Raw genomic sequence first — 18,476 nt, 5'->3', positions numbered from 1 at the left:
TTACGTAACGATCATTTGGTCACCACAACTTTGGGATCGTCAGTTTCCGGCTTACTACTTTAGAGGAGATTGCACATGGCAAGCGCTGCGTTGCAATTTGATCTCGACGAATACCAACTGCGCTTGCACAAGGTTCGTCAATCAATGCAGGAACAGGAAATTGACCTGTTAATTATCCATGACCCATCGAACATGTCATGGCTCACGGGGTACGATGGTTGGTCGTTTTATGTGCCGCAGTGCGTTGTGGTCGGGCACAGCGGCGAACCTATTTGGTTTGGGCGGATACAAGATGCCAACGGCGCGTATCGCACAACCTACATGAGTGCGGAAAACATATCCTTTTACCCCGACCACTATGTGATGAATCCTCCTCTCCACCCGATGGAGTTTCTAGTAGAAAGCGTGCTTGAACCTAAACTTTGGGATCGTGGAAAAATCGGGGTAGAGAAAGACAATTACTACTTCAGTGCAACCGCTTATGAAGCACTGCAAACCAACCTGCCTTGCGCATCACTGGTTGATGCCACAGGCCTTGTCAATTGGTGCCGAGCAGTAAAATCCGCTCAAGAGCTCGCTTATATGTGCCGTGCAGCCAGAATCGTTGAAAACATGCACCGCTTAGCCTACGACATGATAGAGCCGGGTCTACCTAAGCACTATTTAGTCGCGGAGTTAAACCGCCAAGCTATTCTTGGTCATGAAGACCACTTTGGCGATTATGCTGCCATCGTGCCTATGTTACCCTCAGGTGCGGATGCCTCTGCGCCTCACCTTACTTGGGACGACCGACCATTTAAAAAAGGCGAAGGCACCTTCTTTGAGATAGCAGGCGCGCACCGACGCTACCACTGTCCGCTATCACGTACCATTTTCCTTGGTGAACCAAATGACAAATTTAAACGCGCGGATGAAGCTCTAACTAAGGCGCTCGATGCTGGGCTCAATGCCGCGCGACCAGGTAATACTTGCGCTGAAGTCGCTAACATCATCAACGGAATTCTCGACCGAGCCGGCTTTTCACGCCAAGGTGCGCGATGTGGCTACCCCATTGGGCTCAGTTATCCACCAGATTGGGGCGAGAGAACCATGAGCCTGCGAGATAGCGACCACACGATATTAAAAGAAGGGATGACGTTTCATCTTATGCCCGGCTTGTGGTTTGAGGATTGGGGGCTAGAAACCACAGAAAGTATCATCATCACTCGTCATGGAGGGAAAACCCTGTGCGATTTTCCTCGCCGTCTGTTTATCAAACATTAGTGCAGCACCGATAGGAAAACGCCAATGAAGCTCGATCGTTACGATATAAAGATTCTACAAATCCTCCAGCAGCATGGGCGAATTACTAAATCGCAACTTGCAGAGCAAATCAACCTTTCCGTTAGCCCTTGTTGGGAGCGCGTGAAAAAACTCGAACAAGCTGGGATCATCGAAGGCTACGGTGCCAAACTTAACCTAACCCAGCACTTTAACCCCACCCTAGTAATGGTCGAAGTATCACTGAAACAGCATAACGCAGAAGCGTTTCGACGCTTTGAAAAGTTAGTCACCGCAACACCTTTGGTAAGTGAGTGTTATGCGACAGGCGGCGGCGTTGACTACTTAATCAAGTTTCAATGCGAAGACATCGACCAATACCAACGCTGTATCGACCAATGGTTGGATGCAGATGTGGGCATCGAGCGTTACTACACCTACATAGTGACAAAAATCGTCAAGCAGCATCAACCTGACAGCAGCGAACAATTGAATCGAAAAAGTTTCTGTCTCTAATGGAAACTCCAGAAAAAAGCGTCTGTGAGTGATTGGATATAAGAAAAAATCCTGACCAAAGTTGACCTATCTTTGCCTATATCGGCGTAAACCAGTCAGCTTGGGAGGGAAACGATGAATAGCGAACGACAATTCGATATTGATGATTCAAAAGCCAACCACGAAATAATGTCAGCATTAGATGATGTCAAATTGCTGCGTAACCTCGCTTACGTCAACGGCAAGTGGGTCTGTGGTGAACAGTTTAAACCGGTACTCAACCCCGCCAATGATGAAATCATTGGTTATTTCACACTGCTTTCTCAAAATCAGATCACCTATGCGGTTGAAGCAGCAGAGAGTGCCTTTGAGGCATGGCGCAAATTACAAGCCGATCAAAGAGCGGAGTTTCTGCTGACATGGTATCAACTGATCCTCGATGCTAAGCAAGACCTTGGCCGCTTAATGGTAATCGAGCAAGGTAAAACCCTAGCCGAAGCGATTGGGGAAATTGAATATGGTGCTTCGTTTATTCGTTGGTTTGCGGAAGAAGCAAGGCGCAGTTACGGCGAAACCATCCCCAGTCATATCGCGAATGCCCAGCTATCGACTATTCGAGAACCCATTGGCGTTGCCGGACTTATCACACCTTGGAACTTTCCTAGTGCCATGATCACCCGTAAAGCAGCGGCCGCCATGGCGATTGGCTGCACAGTAGTGATAAAACCCGCCAGTGAAACCCCATTTTCTGCGTTGGCGCTGGCTGAGCTGGCCGATCGCGCCGGTATCCCCGACGGAGTGTTCAATATTGTTACCGGTCAAGCTGATACCGTGTCACATGTACTTTGCCAATCAGACAAGGTCAAAGCACTTTCTTTTACCGGTTCAACACCGGTCGGCAAAATGCTATTAGCTGATGCGGCTAACACGGTAAAAAAATGCAGTATGGAACTAGGTGGTAACGCGCCGTTTATTGTTCTGCCCGATATGGATTTGGCCCAGGCGGCGCAAGCCGCCCTTGATGCCAAGTTTCAAACCTCAGGGCAAGATTGCCTCGCAGCGAATCGTATTTTTGTCCCGCAGCAGCATTTCTCCCAGTTTATTGACCACTTCGCCACGCTGATTAGCAAGCTCAAGGTCGGTAATGGCATGCACTCCAGCACCAATGTTGGCCCACTTATCAATCACAAAGCGGTGGAGAAAGCACAACAGCTACTCAATGATGCGCTCATCAAAGGGGCGGTCATCGCCGCGCAAGCCGATTTGCCGGCAGCGGCACAAGCTAACGGTAGCTACTTCACGCCAACACTGTTAACCAATATCACACCTGACATGGCGGTCTATCGTGAAGAAAACTTTTGCCCGCTCGCCGCCATTCTGCCCTATTCCTCTCTCGAACAAGTCATTGAAATGAGTAACGATACTGAATATGGACTGGCCGCCTACGTTTACGGGCATGATATTCATCAAATATGGCAATGCTTGCGCGGCTTGGAATTTGGCATGGTAAGTGTCAACTCAGTCAAGATGACTGGGCACCCAATCCCATTTGGGGGCATGAAACAATCTGGCCTTGGGCGAGAAGGCAGCAGACATGGTTTTGATGAGTTCAGTGAAATTAAGTACTGCTGCTTAGGCGCTTTACCAACTGTAAGCGGCAGCTAGGGTTCGAGCAATTTGGAGGATTTATGGATAAACACACCCAACAACTCTTAGAAATCGACCGTCAACGCGTATTCCACGCCTCGACTCATTTAAAACAGTATGCACATGGTGAAGTCGCAGGACGGATCATTACCCAAGCCAAGGGGGTACGTATTCAAGACTCACTTGGCAATGAACTCCTTGATGGCTTTGCTGGTCTGTATTGCGTCAATATTGGTTATGGACGAGAGGAGATGGCAGAAGCCATTTATGAACAAGCGAAAAAACTGGCTTACTATCACACCTACGTTGGCCATACTAATGAAGCGCTGATTGAGCTCTCGGATCGGATCATCAAGATGGCTCCACAAGGAATGAGCAAGGTCTATTATGGCATGTCGGGCAGTGACGCCAACGAAACCCAACTCAAATTAGTGTGGTACTACAACAATCTGCTTAACCGCCCAGAGAAGAAAAAAATCATCTCACGGGATCGTGGCTATCATGGTTCGAGCATTGCGTCCGGTTCCATGACGGGCTTACCCCTGTTTCATGCTCATTTTGATCTACCACTTGAAAGAATCAAACATACTATCGCTCCCTATTATTATCATCGCCAAGACAGTGAGATGAGCGAGTTAGAATTTAGTCGCTATTGCGCCGAGCAACTTGAAGCAATGATCCTTGCAGAAGGTCCAGAAACCGTAGCCGCTATGATCGCAGAACCTGTGCTTGGTACCGGTGGTATTGTGCCGCCGCCAGAAGGCTATTGGCGTGCGATTCGCCATGTCTTAGATAAGTATGATGTGCTGCTTATTGCCGACGAAGTAGTGTGTGGATTTGGTCGTATTGGTGCACCTTTCGGTTCAATCTACTACGATATGCGCCCAGACTTAATAACCGTCGCCAAAGGGCTAACCTCAGCGTATCAACCATTATCTGGCGTCATTGTTGGCGAAAAAGTATGGCAAGCACTGGAAAACGGCACCGACGCGTGGGGACCATTTGGTCACGGCTACACCTATTCAGGTCACCCTCTTGGTGCAGCCGCAGCCAATTGCAATCTGGATATTATCGAACGAGAAAACTTAGTGCAGTACGCAGCTGATATGGGGCAATACCTTCAAGATAAAATGCGAGAAACGTTCGCTGATCATCCCATTGTCGGGGATACTCGTGGGGTTGGTATGTTGCACGCATTAGAGTTTTCAGCCGATAAACAACATCGCAGCTTGTTTGATCCAAACCTAAAAGTCGGTCCACAAATTGCCGCCGCCTGCTTAGAGAGTGGGTTAATCGCCCGAGCGATGCCTCATGGTGATATTCTCGGCTTTGCCCCCCCGTTAGTGGCAACTCGCGATGACATCGACTTAATGGTGGATAAAGCCCATCTTGCCATCAATAAAGTGATGGACTCACTGGTCACCAGTAAGCAGTGGCACGCACGATAACAAACTCTTTTTGACACAAAAAACCAACCAAACAAACTATATTTCAAGTGGATTACATAACTTTACGGCATAATTGTTAATGTTTATGTAATCCCTTTTTATTAACTCAACACAAACTCAATTAACCTCACCTTAACCAAAATCAAAATACGTCGCTTAGTGCAGATACACATCAATGAAACTCGTGAACCAGAATCACCTATACAGTTACTTTAGTTACATATCACTTTCATACGAAATCCAAGTATTACCGCATATATAGTAACAAAACCATCTTTTCTTTCGATTATTGATTTATTTGTCAATAAATCAATATACCCTGTTAGAGCATTAACTTAATAAATAAAAAGGAAATTGGTTAGGTACTATGGAGAGAAGTAACAAATCTATGAAGTGTATTAGCGCTGTAATATTGTTAGCTGTAAGCCCATTGGCGATAGCAAACGAAAAAAATACTATAGACATGTCCACTTTGTTGCTAGAAAATCACATCAAAATAAATGACGTTCTCGATAATGAGAGTCCAAGACATCCTCAATATGCAAAAGTAAGAATTGATGAATGTAGCAAAAATAACCTATCAATTAAAACTAATCACTATGGAAACTCTATTGAAGTAGAAGTGCCGTACTCAAGTTCAGGTAAACAAAATGTGCGATGTGAAGTTGTCATTCACGATGTTCTACAAAGAGATAAAGAATTTAAGCTTAGTTATCGTTTTAAGGTCAACGACAATCGATATTCGTCCTTAGTCGACCCGACCTGGTTTTCTCTGATGCAATTTCATTCCTTCCCTGATAGCGGCGAGGTATGGCGTTGCCCGATCTTAGCGTTAGAATCGAATAATGGCACGCTAAGAATGTTTAATCGCTGGGATCAAAAGAAAAAATCAAAAACACCAAACGGTACCTGTGCTAGCCACGAGAATTCTATTCGAAGTCGTACCATTTTTCGTTATATACCGTACGACTCCAATCAATGGTATAAATTTGAACTCGAAGGAACACTTTCCTACACAAATAATAAAAACATTTGTCTAACCGCGTCTATTGATGATGCGATTATTGGAAAATCCTGTGGGCCAAATACTTTCTATGACTCTAAGCAGCCTTATTTAAAATTAGGCGTATATAAGCCAACCTCTTGGCGATTACAGAATGACATTCGTGTTGAATATAAAGACATTGAGTATGTTCAGTATTAATAGAAAATTGTAATACATACACTCCCTGCCATTATGATTAACTATTCAAGTGGCAGGTTTTATTTTTTGATGCATTTATCTCCTCCATAAAAACTCCATTAGACTAGCAATCCAACTTATAACAACAATTATTAATTGCGATCCAGTGCAAATTCCATCTTGTGTTTATGTAAATTGTCGCCTGTCGTCGATCATATTTATATGATCATACTTCAAAAGAATTATTCGAAATCAATATTAAATAAACTTTTGGTTGAATACCGATAATGCACTTTAGTATTGTTTTTATATCGCATCGAAAAGGAGATTCTTAGCATGAACGAAACTATAAAGACATTATCGAAAACCGCGCTCATCGCAACTATCACCAACGGAAGCAATGCGTTTGCAAATACTGACAATCAAACAATTAATATGTCCGATTTATTGCTTGATCAGAAAATTAGTATTTCAGGAAACTTAGACACAAAGGATCGAAAACACCCGCAAATTCCGATTATAAAAGCCGATGAGTGTAGTAAAAACAACCTTTCCGTTAAAACCAACCACTATGGTGAATCTATAGAAGTAGTTTTGGCTCGCGCTAAGTCTGGATACCAAAAGAAGCGCTGCGAACTCGTTGTGCATGGGGCGTTAAGACGTGAGAAAGAATTTAAGCTCAGCTACAACTTTAAGATTAATGACAACCGCTACTCAGATGAAGTCGATCCGACTTGGTTTGCGTTAATGCAATTCCATTCTAAACCAAACAAAAATGAAGCATGGCGTTGCCCAATACTTGCGCTGGAATCTCATGACGGAACGTTAAGAATGTTCAATCGCTGGGATTCTCAGCAAGTCTCTACAACCGTTAATGGCACTTGTGCGGACGATGGAAACTCCATTCAGAGCCGAACCATGTTTCGGGATATTCCCTATGAATCTGATCGTTGGTACAAAATCGAGATTGCGGGTCAACTATCATGGCAAGATGACACCGAAGCCTGCTTAACCGTTTCGATTGACGATGCGGTTGTGGCTGAAGAGTGTGGCCCCAATACGTTTAATGACTGGTACCAACCCTTCTTAAAATTCGGTGTGTACAAACCGACTACGTGGCGCTTGGACAAAGAGATCCGAGTGGAATACAAAAATATCGAATACATTCAATACTAAGCCCTTTAAGCTTTCCTAATGTTACCTATCAGAGCTGTCATTGCGTAGCTCTGATACAATCAATCGCACACAAATAAATCAAAAACTCGCAGTTAGTTGCATTTTAACGTGACGAACTTCGAGTTTTTTAACGACTTAAACTAATAATTTAGTTGAAATTTATTTTATAAAATCATTTAAAACAAAAAACCTTCATTGCCACAACCCCCCACCAGTACTACATTTAGGTTGATTTATATGAATAAACTTTCGTATGAGTTAACCATCCAGAGAGTTAGAGTGGTGAATATTATGAAAAGATATTTCAAAGCCATGTCGTATATGGGATTAGGAACAGCGTTCATTGCCAATATGGCGTTCGCTAATGTCGAAGAAGATGCTGTCGATTTGTCTGAGTTACTGCTAGGACAGCAAGTCAAAATAACGGGAAACTTAGAAACCAATCACAAAAAACATCCTCAAATTCCAATTTTGAAAGTTGATGAATGTAGCAAACACAACCTGGCTCTAAAAACCAATTACTACGGAGATTCTGTCGAGTTGATGCTACCTTATGCAGAAAGTGGTTATCAAAAAAAGCGTTGTGAGATAGTCGTACATGGCGCACTTAGACGCAACAAAGAATTCAAGTTAAGTTATCATTTTAAAGTAAACGATAATCGGTATTCAGAGCTTGTTGATCCCAAATGGTTTGCACTAATGCAGTTCCATAACAAACCTAATAAAAATGAAGCTTGGCGGTGCCCTATTCTTGCGCTTGAATCTTATAATGGCACGTTACGCATGTTTAATCGTTGGGACTCACAACAAATTTCGACCACCGTCAATGGCACCTGTGCGAATGCTGGTAACTCAATCCAGAGCCGCGTTATGTTTCGTGATATACCATACGAAGCTAACCGTTGGTACAAATTTGAAATTGAAGGAGAACTCGCTTGGGAAGATGACAGCGATGTTTGCCTTACCGTGCGCCTTGATGATGCCGAAATCGCATATGAGTGTGGGCCGAATACTTTTAATGACTGGTATCAACCTTACTTAAAATTCGGTATTTACAAACCGACAACTTGGCGACTCTACAATGAGGTCCGCGTCGAATACAAAGATATCGAGTACGTTCAGTACTAACCTTCCCCAATGACCAGCATACGAAAGGCGAAGCTGTACCTACACAGTGAATAGCAGTTTCGCCTCATTCACGGCTTAACTTTCCGTTAAGTTCGTATGCAATACATTGTTCTATTGACGATATTTATGTAGGAGATCTAAAGGTATATGGCAGTAATCGTTCGGGTGTAAAGTTAAGCGGTCTTGATGTTCAAGTGCACTCTTTACATAGTTAGTTAAAGGCATTACCTCAACAACAATTCGCGCATAGTCTTCACGATAAGCAATGTAGCGTTTTGCTTCTTCTAAATGTCGCGGGTTACGACTATATACACCCGAGCGATATTTGGGCCCTACGTCTTCCCCTTGCTGGTTAAGGCTGTAAGGGTCAATTATTTCAAACAGATAAGTCACTAACTTCTCAATGGTTACCACATCGGGATCAAACTCTGTTCGAACACATTCCACATAACCATCGTAAGGTGTATCGATGCTATCACTGGTGCCATTCGCACGTCCGGCTTCAGTCTTAATAACACCCGGAAGGTGGCGCATAAATTCTTGGACACCCCAAAGGCAGCCACCAGCGAAATAAACCTCATCCATCTTCTAATCTCATTTTGTTGAATACGCGTATAGTCGCTCGCTCATCCAATAACAAAAAACGGAATACATAGACTCCGCTTTAAGAATATTCTATCACTATTTTGTCAGCTAGCACGGCCTAGCATACGCGAAATCGTGCCATCTTTCTCGACCAACTGATGCTTAATTGCACCGGCTATATGAAGCACCAATGCAGCAATGATGATGTTTACTGATAGTCCATGAATAGAGCCACCAAGCTCTTGTAGCCAGACAATTTTGTCGCCTTCCGCAATAAACTGCCAACCAAAAATATCAGCACCACGCCCACCACCGACACTCATCGCTAAGCCAGAAATCGGCATAGCAATTGTTGCAAGCATCAAAATTCCGTGGATGGCTTTCGCGAGTTTATCTTGCCAAACTGCCACTGGAGAAGCTGGTGGGATTGAACCTTCTTTTAAGCGCCAAACAATTCGAATCAAGGCGACGATCAAAATCAGTGCGCCTAAAGATTTATGGATGCCCATTATTTGAAACTTGCCAGTTTCAGGTGTCAGTTCGCCCATATACAAGCCAAGGGCAAACACGCCAATAAAAGCGAGTCCCGTTATCCAGTGCAGCGCAATCGTCGGTATAGAAAGAGAGTGTTTGTTGAGCATTATAATTCCTTGTTTTTGTCATGGTTATAGTGCAATTATCCACCAACGCAATGTAAAGAACTATGATGCGATATGTAAATTTGAGTAAATTGTAACTAGCGAGTGACCGATATTTTATCAAAATGAAGGTGTGTAACCTCGTACAGCCTTTAGATAACTGCCTAAAAGAATATCCACTGCATACTTCGCTGCTATAGTTAATTATAACAAGGTGCCCTATTGGGTTACTTTTTCCTCCACTCCACATAAATCTCGGCTGCGGTAGCCCATAATAATGGAGCATGAGATGACGACGTCAGGTTACAATATTTCAATTCGTGCAGCTTTAGGCTTACTGTTAGTAACAATAACTACCATCACCATTCTGATCTCAGTAGGTCTGCAGTATCAATTTTCCAAACAAGCAGAGTTAAATAACACCCTCAACCAATATCAAAACATCTCGCAGCAAATAAAGCAGGAACTACTCTACTTGGACAACACAGCTCGTGGGGTCGTACTTAAGACTAGTGAAGCAATTAATCTTGCCAAGTTACAAAGTGACACTGTCGCACTAACTAGCCTTTTCTCGACCATTCTTAAACACGAACCGAACCTTTATAGCTTGTACCTTGTCTCGGCTGACGATCACGCGTTTCAAATGGTTAACCTCAACTCCCCGTCGATACGCGAGAAACTTGCTGCGTCAAAACATGAGCGCTGGTTAACCGTCGAACATAGCGGCCTTGGTAGTGAGCGCATCTCCGAATCCACTTATCTCGACAAACAACTAACCCCAGTAAGAACCGTCGTTGAACCTAGCAACTTCAAGCCATCTCAGCGTAAATGGTTTAAGAATGCGCACTACAATAGCGTTCATCGTACCGACCCGTATCTATTTCACCATGTAAAAATAAACGGCATCAGTTATGCCACAAAAATCGATAATAGTGAGTTAGTACTTGGGGCTGATTTAAGCCTCATTACGGTACAATCTCTGCTGCACAATGACTATGGTAACCAGGCTCTTCGCTCCTCTTATGAAGCGTACCTATTTTTATCCGATGGACGCTTGGTTGCGACCAACCAGCAGGCGAAAATCATCAACGATTTACCCGTTTTGCCACCATTGGCACTTCCTAATGAGCTAAAAACATGGGTAACCACCGCACCAAAACTTAAAGTTTCTAGTTCCATTGATTGGGAGCCCTTTGACTTTGCCATTTCTGGCCAACCGCACGGCTATGCGATCGATTTGCTTGAACTCATAGCAGACTTAACCGGATTGGAATTTGATTATGTCAACGGGCAATCATGGGAGGAGTTGATTGAGCAGTTCAAATTAGGTGATTTAGATATACTCCATTCAGTAGCCGCACAATATCATCAAACTATCCCTGATAGTTACGGTTTAGAATTTTATCGTTCTCCATACGCAATCGCACAATTACACAAATCACCTTATATTATTGATAGCATACAGTTAGCGCCACTGAAGATTGGGGTCAATCAAGGTTGGACTAATTACGAAGTGTTTCAAAAAGCACTCGACCACAGCGAACTTATATTAGAACCCGACCTCAATCGTCTGCTTGACCAGCTTGAAAATGGACAAATTGATGGCATTTTAAACAGCGAGGTTGTTTTAAAAAGAAAGATCCAAACTGCAAATATACAAGGTATGGAAATCAATTCTATTTCACCCACACTCATAGATGACCAGTACTACCTCTTAACCGATCCCAACAATCAACCTTTACAGCAGGTTCTTCAATTAGCGTTAAATCATATCGGTCAAAATGCGCGAGATTACCTGAAAGCAAAATGGGGGGGTGAAAAAATACTTTATACTCATGTCCCTCATAGTGAGTTACTCAACTTGGCTAGTCAAAGCCAGCTTCATGGACAGCTGCATGAGTTTGTCAAAGGTGACACGGATTACTACCTATACATCGATAAACTCAATACCCAACCCATTCAAACCATGACGGTTTTGATGCCTAAAGACGAGGTCATGGCTGCTATTACGCAAAGAAGCATTTATATCTTGGTCTCTTCACTCGCAATACTCTCGATTCTAGTCCTCGTCGCCTGGCTTATCGCCCGTCCTATAGTTAAACCCATAAAAGCACTCGAGCAGCAAGCTAATCTCATCTCAAAGCGCCACTATCATGAGGTGAAAAAAGTCCACAGTAATATTGATGAGGTTGCCCAACTCTCAAAGGCATTCATCACCATGTCAAAATCATTACAACGCTATGAACAAGAGCAACGTAATTTCATCGACTCCTTTATAAAATTGGTTGCCGACGCCATTGATGACAAATCACATTATACCGGTGCGCACTGTTTGAGAGTGCCGGAAATAGGACTGATGTTGGCAGAAGAAGCGCATAAAATTGGCGTAGGGCATTTTGCGAATTTCCATTTCAAGAACGAAGATGAGTGGCGTGAGTTTCGCATCTCAGCTTGGCTCCATGATTGTGGAAAAATCACTACGCCAGAGTATGTGGTTGATAAAGGAACCAAACTCGAAACTAACTACAATCGTATTCACGAAATTCGTACCCGCTTTGAAGTTCTGTGGCGCGACGCTGAAATTGACGCATTAAAAGCCATCAATAAAAATCCTCATGAGCAACAACAAATCGACGCAAAACTAAGTGCTAGACAAAGTGAATTACTGCAACAGTTCGATTTTGTCGCTTCCTCGAATATTGGTAGCGAATTTATGGCAGATGAGGACATTGCTAAGATTACCGAAATTGGCAAACAAACTTGGCTACGACATTTCGACGAGACCAAAGGCCTATCGCCCTTTGAGCGCCAACGTTACAACAATACAAAGCAGACATTACCTTCTGAAGAGCCTTTATTAAGTAATAAGCCGCAACACATTATCCATCGTGATATCCCTTATCGTCTTGATCCCAAATTCGGAATCAACATGGATGTCCCTGATTATCTCTATAACTACGGTGAACTTTACAACCTGTCGATTCGACGCGGTACACTCACCTTCGAAGAACGCTTTAAAATCAATGAGCACATGATTAGCGGAATTAAAATGCTCGACAATATTCCATTTCCCGAAGAGCTTAAACGAGTCCCCCAATACGCTTCCACTCACCATGAGACGCTGAAAGGAACCGGATACCCACGTAAACTAAAAGCAGATGATTTATCCATACCCGAACGTATTCTGGCGGTGTCCGATGTTTTTGAAGCTCTCACTGCAGCGGACAGACCGTATAAACCGGCCAAAAACCTAAAGCAGGCACTCGACATCATGTATTACATGGTGCTGGATGAACATTTGGACAAAGAGGTGTTCCAACTGTTTATTGAAAGTGGCGTCTATCTAAAATATGGACAAAGATATTTAACTTCGGAGCAATTGGTTGATGTGGACATTAGTCAGTACAATTTTAAGCGGAAAGTGGATTAAAACTTAGGGTAAAGCATGATGCTTTAACGTCAAGATGGCAGAGTCCTTATGCAAAGCGCACTAAATAGGCTAGAATGCCCGCCACTAACTTAGCTTTGAGCCTTTTCTATAAATGACTACTGCAACAACACCAACCAACTTTGCTGAACTGAACCTTATTCAACCCTTGCAAGCGCGACTAACGGAGCTTGAATATCAACAACCGACGCCAATTCAAGCGCAAGTGATTCCAAGTGTGTTAGCAGGTCGTGACTTAATTGCAGGGGCAAATACCGGTTCAGGCAAAACGGCTGCATTTGCCCTGCCAATGTTGCAGAACATTTTCATTCACCAACACCCGACTATCTATCGTAAAAATAACTCGGTAACGGGTTTAATCTTGGTACCTACTCGCGAACTTGCTCAACAAGTCGCTGACAACATTAAGTCTTACTCTGCGCACTTTAATGGCGCATTGAAAACGGTTTGTGTCTTTGGTGGCGTGTCCGTAAACAGCCAAATGCTCGCGCTACGTGGTGGCACAGATATCCTTGTAGCGACGCCAGGTCGTTTACTGGATCTCATTTCAAGTAATGCTGTTAAACTCGACAGAGTAAAAACCTTAGTGCTTGATGAAGCCGACCGCATGATGAGCCTTGGCTTTACAGAAGAGCTTTCTCAACTGCTCGCACTAATGCCAAAGCAAAAGCAGACTTTACTGTTTTCTGCGACCTTCCCTGAAGAAGTCCAAGCTTTGACTCAGGAACTGCTCAGCAACCCTTTAGAAGTACAACTACAAAGCAGTGAAGCAAGCACTTTGGTGCAACGTGTGTTTACCGTAGATAAAGGTAAAAAAACTGCGCTGCTAGCGCATTTAGTCAAAGAAAATGATTGGCGCCAAGCATTAATTTTTGTCAATTCAAAAAATGGCTGCGAGCACCTAGCAGACAAGCTATATAAACGCGGCATTTCGGTAGAAGTATTCCATGGTGATCAAAGCCAAGCGGCACGCACGCGAGTGCTGGAAGACTTTAAGGCTGGCCAACTTGATGTTTTGATCGCAACAGACATTGCGGCTCGTGGCCTAGATGTTGAAAAGCTGCCAGTAGTCATTAACTATGATTTACCACGCAGCCCTTCCGACTATATGCATCGCATCGGCCGCAGTGGTCGTGCTGGTGAAGTCGGTCTGGCACTTTCTTTGATTGATTTCGAAGATTACCATCACTTCAAAGTCATCGAGAAAAAGAACAAAATCCGTCTTGAACGAGAGCAGGTTCCGGGTTTCGAAGTAGATGAAACCGTCACAGAAGCGATGCTTGCAGCGACTAAACCAATGGCGAAGCCGGCGGGTACGGGTAAGAAAAAGCGCAAAAAGAAACAAGCTACGCATGGTGATGTCTGGCTAAAAAATTCGTGAGTATGACATTCACAACTTGTATCAAAGCAGCCATCGGCTGCTTTGACATTTCAATATACCCAAACAACTTGGAGATACAGGTAGGCGACAAAGGAACAAAGCCTCTGAGCATAGATGGTCTATGTGATGAGGTTTGTGAGTGCCAGTATCTTTTTAAACCAATAAAGCGCTGCAACTTCAAGTAGGACGGGGATAACTAGAATATTTTCACCTTCTTATTAGAGAAATAGAATGCCGCACTAATCAAAGTAAACAGTAAGGCAAAATAATAAAAGAATGACGAAAGCGAAGCGATAAAATCAACGTGCTGCGCAATCTCCGCTTCGGAGTAGTTTTGCGATACCAATTTATAATGGTAAGCGTATAGCACCCCAATAAGTCCATAGCCTAGATTAAACATCAGCCCTTTAAAGCTTAAGACTGTCGCTCTATTATGCGATTCGGTCTTTTTATTCAAGTGATAGCTGATGAATATATTCATTGTCATAATAATGAACACTAAGATGAGCGCTGGTATCACGCCATAAATTGACCAGCCTAAACTGATCCAGTAATAGGTGGCCACTGTTGCGATGCCCATTACCATTAGGAAAGTTTTCGGTTCAATACTCTCTGCTAGTCGGCGGCTTTGCCCCGCAAAAATAATTTTGAGCACACTCACCCCTGCACCGATAAAACCAAAATAGATAATAGGAATATCGATGGCACGGTAGTATTGGCTACTCATGGTCAAAAACATACGCGATGTGTGTTCAAACAAACTGTAGTAAAGCAAAATAAAAAACACATATGGCGTCGCCAGTACCCATTTACCAGTGTTAAGGGTTAATTTCAAACTCGCCACAGTAGTCGACCATTTTGTGCTATCACAAGGAAGAACCTTTTTTGCTTCTCGCATGCTAAGCGCAGCATAGATCGCAATCATCGCAACGAATAAAGTGGCGAATACCGGAATTCGCATGATGTCCTGAGTGGTTTGCGGTGTATCTAAGCCTATTAATGCGTAGAGAGCAGCCATAAAATTCACGTCGTACATCGCGGCACCAACGAGCGTGACAAAGATACCAACACTCGACGATATGCGAAGTTGGACTTGCAATACTCTTGGCCACGCCTCTTCCTTGCCTTGATCTTTAAGCGTATCGTACGCTAATGCTTCATCTGCACCACTCGCCAACGCCATGGCTAAACCACTTAAAATACGGTTGACCAAAAAGACCCAAAATACCAACGTTGGATTGCCAGTAGGTACAAACGCGATCATCGCAATCTCAACAAACATAACCAGTGATGAGAGTACGACCAGTTTTTTACGACCTAATGTATCTGCAAAAGCTCCCGATGGTACTTCAGCCAATACAATTGTCGCCGCCCAAACCACGTTAAGCATCGCGAACTGAGATAGCGTCAAACCGTAGTCTAAATAAAGTAAGGTAAATATAGGGTAATAAAAACGCGCAAAGTAACTACTCCTAAACATAAGGAAGTAGCGCACATTACGAACTTGGAGAATGTCTTTGAGCGTCATGAAGTTCTAACCGTTTTGAATGGCATAAGATTAACTATCGTTCTTTTTAAGGTTAATGGTAATAATTATCTGTTAGATATCATGAGAGCATGACAAAAAGCTATCTATTTCTGCGTCTAAGCTTTTAATAAATACACAAAAAAAGCAGCCACTGGCTGCTTTTCCGATAAATAAAGACTACTTAATCGCATGCGTAATAAAACGTCTCACCTCATCGTTATCCGTTGGCTTAACAAACGACGGAGTGATGTTTTGTGGTGGATTAAAGATGCCCTTCTCAACCAAACGGTTAATTTGCGGTAAGTGCATCAATGCCGTCTTACCACACAGCAAATTAAGAAAACCTTCTTGCTCCTCATAGGCGTGCAATACCTCATGAAATCCGCGTAAATAGAGATAGTCTTTGGTAAAGCCACCACCTCGATAAACGCGAGAAGTGATGGTAAAGGCTAAGTTCTTCTCTACCCCCAATTGCTCTTTAAGCATCATAAATGTGGTGCGGAACGATTTGTCTTTAATCATGGATTCGACTGCCAGCACGCGCAGCGCAAGAATTTTCAGTCGCTTAATGGTTAAATGCCCAGCCAAATACTCACTTAAAATAGCCATACCTTCTTGGGTCATCGTATTCACCGGGCAGCCCAGTTGCAGCACTTTAAATGGCTGATTTTGCGCATTCAGCGTGGTGACGAGGTGGACACCGAGTTCATGGTGAGCCAGCGCATGCGCTTCAATCCGCGGCACTTTCGCTGCACTGTTAATCTTGACCGTGGTTTTATTTACTAGAGCATTGGCGATCATATTATCATCCACCAGCAAGTCATATTGGTAGCCTTGCTGTTGAGCGAACTGCTCCATAATCGCTTGAATGCCACTCGCGTCCACCAATTGTTCATCGTCGTCTGAATCTGGTAAATGGAGAATAAAGCTGGCGTTGCGAATATCTTTCTCTGTGGGTTCGCCAAAATAACGCAGCGAGTTGTATAGAAAGTCTTGGCTACCTAACGTCTCAATTTGATCGATCTTATCAACGTAAGAGATGATCACATCTTCATAGATGCGCTGTAGATCTGCATCTTCTACTTTTTCAATCGCTAGGTTGAATAGCTGCCGCTTAAGCTGAAATGCATTAATGCCACTAGGTTTATAAGTAAATTGCGGCTCGGTTGAAAAGTGGCGCTTAAAAAAGTCCGCTTTTTGTTGATTGTAGTTAGTTGGGCTAACCGCACTTAATATCTCGATTCCGTTTACTAATGAAAACAGCTCGCTATCCAGCGCTTTGGCATGCTTGAGCGTAGCATGCGTCAATGGAATGATGTTTTCTCTGTTCAATCTACTTACCCCGGCAATTCTTCCATGTCTATAAACACGTGACTCCATCACGTTTTGGGAATTTATCATTAAACTAAAGCAATAAAGCTTGAGCTATCCCCATTGACAATATGCGCTCATTCACATCACTCAACAATTAACCGCTCAGGACATATTCTCAACCAGTGAGACTCGGATAATTTTTACGCCAACTGGGTCACTAAACGAGCTAAACTCACTAGCATTTCGGTGCAATCATAGAATCTAAAGGTAACTTGGGTATATAATCCCCGCGTTTTCATCTGGGACAATAAAATGATTTCAAAGAACCAACTCAAATTGCTACGTGCTTTAGGGCAAAAGAAGCAGCGCAAGGCGCACGGCTTATTCCTTGTTCAAGGTGAGAAAAACGTACTTGAACTTGCAACAAGTGATCTCGTGGTTAAACACGTTTTCGGCACAGCAGAATTTTTAGCTGAAAACCAATCAACACTGAGCCGTTTTGAATGTATTGAAGCATCGCTGGATGATTTAACCAAAGCGAGTACTTTGGTCAGCAATAACGCAGCAATCGCAGTGGTAGAGATCCCTCGTTACGCTCAGCCGCAAGCACAAGGCTTAATGATTGCGCTAGATGGCGTGCAAGACCCAGGTAACTTGGGAACCATTATTCGTGTTGCAGATTGGTATGGCATCAAACACATCATCGCAAGTAGCGATTGCGCCGACCCATACAATCCAAAAACCATCAGTTCCACCATGGGCAGTTTTGGTCGCGTGCAAGTACACCAAGTTGATTTACCAAACTACTTGGCTGAGGCAAACCTACCTGTTTATGGTGCATTCTTAGAAGGTGTTAGCGTACATCAAACTGAATTTGCCGCAGAAGGCATTCTACTAATGGGCAGTGAATCTCACGGTATTCGCGCGGAAGCGGCGAAATTTGTCACAGACAAAATCACTATTCCGGCATTTGGTGGCGCAGAGTCGCTCAATGTAGCGATGGCAACAGGCATTATCCTCGACAATATTCGTCGTCAACACAGCTAACGCCATCATCGGTTGTTGTACGAGCACACGTCAACAACGCTGCAATTGCAAAGGCGCTCGACTAGGTTCATCTTGTTATCACAGTTCGAATCACCTAGCTTCCTTTGCGCTAACTATTTGCGACTACAGCTAGGCGACAAGTGAGAAAAGCCTCTGAGCATAGGCTACTATGTGATGAGGTTTGCGAGCACACGTCAA

The 18,476-nt window shown here is 43.6% G+C and carries 14 protein-coding genes; 10 read left to right on the top strand and 4 right to left on the bottom strand.

Annotated features, from left to right (window positions below):
• The first annotated feature begins 75 nt into the window (after positions 1 to 75).
• From IRQ95_RS02790 to IRQ95_RS02760, 7 genes are all read left to right on the top strand, one after another.
• Positions 76 to 1,263 (top strand): M24 family metallopeptidase, encoded by a 1,188-nt coding sequence (locus IRQ95_RS02790; protein ID WP_194435487.1) that lies wholly within the window; start codon positions 76 to 78, stop codon positions 1,261 to 1,263.
• A gap of 24 nt (positions 1,264 to 1,287) precedes the next feature.
• A complete protein-coding gene (locus IRQ95_RS02785) occupies positions 1,288 to 1,776 on the top strand; it encodes an Lrp/AsnC family transcriptional regulator (protein WP_194435486.1) in 489 nt (162 codons plus the stop codon).
• A gap of 114 nt (positions 1,777 to 1,890) precedes the next feature.
• A complete protein-coding gene (locus tag IRQ95_RS02780) occupies positions 1,891 to 3,420 on the top strand; it encodes an NAD-dependent succinate-semialdehyde dehydrogenase (protein ID WP_194435485.1) in 1,530 nt (509 codons plus the stop codon).
• 23 nt (positions 3,421 to 3,443) lie between these two features.
• A complete protein-coding gene (locus IRQ95_RS02775; RefSeq protein ID WP_194435484.1) occupies positions 3,444 to 4,850 on the top strand; it encodes an aspartate aminotransferase family protein in 1,407 nt (468 codons plus the stop codon).
• Between the two features lie 388 nt (positions 4,851 to 5,238).
• The gene (locus IRQ95_RS02770) at positions 5,239 to 6,054 is read left to right on the top strand and encodes a heparin lyase I family protein (protein ID WP_194435483.1); all 816 of its coding nucleotides are present in this window, start codon (positions 5,239 to 5,241) and stop codon (positions 6,052 to 6,054) included.
• A 315-nt stretch (positions 6,055 to 6,369) separates the two neighbouring features.
• Positions 6,370 to 7,209 (top strand): heparin lyase I family protein, encoded by an 840-nt coding sequence (locus IRQ95_RS02765; RefSeq protein WP_194435482.1) that lies wholly within the window; start codon positions 6,370 to 6,372, stop codon positions 7,207 to 7,209.
• A gap of 291 nt (positions 7,210 to 7,500) precedes the next feature.
• Positions 7,501 to 8,337, top strand: a complete 837-nt coding sequence (locus IRQ95_RS02760; RefSeq protein WP_194435481.1) for a heparin lyase I family protein — start codon at positions 7,501 to 7,503, stop codon at positions 8,335 to 8,337.
• Positions 8,338 to 8,448: 111 nt separating this feature from the next.
• Here the strand turns inward: IRQ95_RS02760 and IRQ95_RS02755 are convergent, their stop codons facing one another.
• Both IRQ95_RS02755 and IRQ95_RS02750 read right to left on the bottom strand, forming a co-directional pair.
• Entirely contained in the window at positions 8,449 to 8,922 is a 474-nt protein-coding gene (locus tag IRQ95_RS02755; RefSeq protein ID WP_194435480.1) for a peptide-methionine (S)-S-oxide reductase, read from the bottom strand.
• 104 nt (positions 8,923 to 9,026) lie between these two features.
• Entirely contained in the window at positions 9,027 to 9,563 is a 537-nt protein-coding gene (locus tag IRQ95_RS02750; protein WP_194435479.1) for a cytochrome b, read from the bottom strand.
• Between the two features lie 472 nt (positions 9,564 to 10,035).
• On the opposite strand from IRQ95_RS02750, the gene IRQ95_RS02745 reads away from it, so the two are divergent.
• Together IRQ95_RS02745 and IRQ95_RS02740 are read left to right on the top strand one after the other, a co-directional pair.
• Positions 10,036 to 12,990: an HD domain-containing phosphohydrolase gene (locus IRQ95_RS02745; protein WP_194435478.1), complete on the top strand. Its 2,955-nt coding sequence runs from the start codon at positions 10,036 to 10,038 to the stop codon at positions 12,988 to 12,990.
• Positions 12,991 to 13,102: 112 nt separating this feature from the next.
• Positions 13,103 to 14,389, top strand: coding sequence for a DEAD/DEAH box helicase (locus IRQ95_RS02740; protein WP_194435477.1), 1,287 nt, complete (start codon positions 13,103 to 13,105; stop codon positions 14,387 to 14,389).
• A 196-nt stretch (positions 14,390 to 14,585) separates the two neighbouring features.
• Here the strand turns inward: IRQ95_RS02740 and IRQ95_RS02735 are convergent, their stop codons facing one another.
• Positions 14,586 to 15,917, bottom strand: a complete 1,332-nt coding sequence (locus tag IRQ95_RS02735; RefSeq protein WP_194435476.1) for an MFS transporter — start codon at positions 15,915 to 15,917, stop codon at positions 14,586 to 14,588.
• 177 nt (positions 15,918 to 16,094) lie between these two features.
• Complete coding sequence (locus IRQ95_RS02730) at positions 16,095 to 17,297, bottom strand: flavohemoglobin expression-modulating QEGLA motif protein (protein ID WP_194435662.1); 1,203 nt, start codon at positions 17,295 to 17,297, stop codon at positions 16,095 to 16,097.
• Between the two features lie 246 nt (positions 17,298 to 17,543).
• On the opposite strand from IRQ95_RS02730, the gene IRQ95_RS02725 reads away from it, so the two are divergent.
• The gene (locus tag IRQ95_RS02725; RefSeq protein ID WP_194435475.1) at positions 17,544 to 18,278 is read left to right on the top strand and encodes an RNA methyltransferase; all 735 of its coding nucleotides are present in this window, start codon (positions 17,544 to 17,546) and stop codon (positions 18,276 to 18,278) included.
• The last annotated feature ends 198 nt before the right edge of the window (positions 18,279 to 18,476 follow it).

The sequence above is a fragment of the Vibrio fluminensis genome (assembly GCF_015278125.1).
GTDB lineage: Bacteria > Pseudomonadota > Gammaproteobacteria > Enterobacterales > Vibrionaceae > Vibrio > Vibrio fluminensis.
This window is presented reverse-complemented; position numbering and strand designations above follow the sequence as displayed.